Here is a 1,113-nt window from a genome sequence, read left to right on the forward strand (position 1 = left end):
CCGAGTCCGGCCACCAGTTCTTCGGCGGGTCCCGGAAGTAGAAGCCGGCGACGGCCACCACCCCGGCGAGGAACACCCCGGAGGCGACCAGCACCCAGCGGAAGTTGGAGCCGTCCATGTAGCCGTGGAAGATGAAGACGAACGGCACCGACCCGTATGCGAAACCGCCGTTGACGAAGCCGGTCTTGCCGCCCCTGCGCTCCGGGTACCACTTGCCGACCATGTTGACGCAGGTCGCGTACACCATGCCGGCGCCCATGCCGCTGAACATGCCGAACCCGATGAAGGCCAGGGCGACATGCGGCGCGAAGGCCAGCGACAGATAGCCGAGCAGCGTGCCGGCCGAGCCGAGCATCATCGCCCACCGCGCCGGCAGCTTGCCGTTCTCCCGCAGCCGCCCCGCCGGGAAGGCCACCGCGGCCTGGCAGAACACCCAGGCGGTCATCATCCAGTAGATGCTGCCGCTGGACCAGTGGTGGGCCTCGTGGAGCGTGTCCTCCGCGGACGCGAACGCGTACTCGGCGGACGAGATGCCCATCATGCCGACCCAAGGCAGGATCACCATCCACTTGCGCTTGCGGCCCATGATGTCGATGTCGGTCTCACCGACCCGGTAGACCCGCCCGTTCCTGTCGGTCACCTCCCGGTAGGGGACGACCCGTGTGACATCCGTGGTTGTCATGGAAAATGCACCCCTTGCGTCGAAAGAACTGGCCAGCGCCCCCTGTCCCGTGCCTTTCGTGCGCGCCCGGGTCCCGCGGCGGNNGCCCGGCGGCCCGCGCCCAGCGGTACTTGGCGCCGAGCACCGCCACCGGCTTCTCGGTCGTGTACGGGTAGGCCACGACACCGTGCTCGAAGAGGTACTGGCAGGCCTCCTCGACCTCCACGTCCCCGGCGAGCGACGCCACCACGGGCTTGGAGATCCCCCGCTCGCGGAACTCCGCGACCACGCGCGCGGTGAGTTCGGCGAACACCATGGGCGGGGTGACGATGGTGTGCCAGTAGCCGAGCACCAGCGCGTGGATGCGCGGGTCCTCGAGCCCCAGCCGGATCGTCGCCTCGTACGTCGACGGCGGCTCGCCGCCGGTGATGTCCACCGGGTTGCCGGCCGCC

Annotated in this window: 1 protein-coding gene and 1 pseudogene; both read right to left on the minus strand. The window is 69.5% G+C overall.

Annotation, left to right across the window (positions count from 1 at the left end; translation table 11 throughout):
* Positions 1-682 (minus strand): MFS transporter (locus CCN29_RS33590; RefSeq protein ID WP_143661457.1); only part of this gene is annotated, 682 nt, incomplete at its 3' end.
* Positions 683-767: 85 nt separating this feature from the next.
* Positions 768-1,113: pseudogene (locus CCN29_RS33595) on the minus strand (acetate--CoA ligase family protein); the annotation flags it as partial.

Source organism: Streptomyces pseudogriseolus (assembly GCA_002154585.1).
GTDB lineage: Bacteria > Actinomycetota > Actinomycetes > Streptomycetales > Streptomycetaceae > Streptomyces > Streptomyces pseudogriseolus.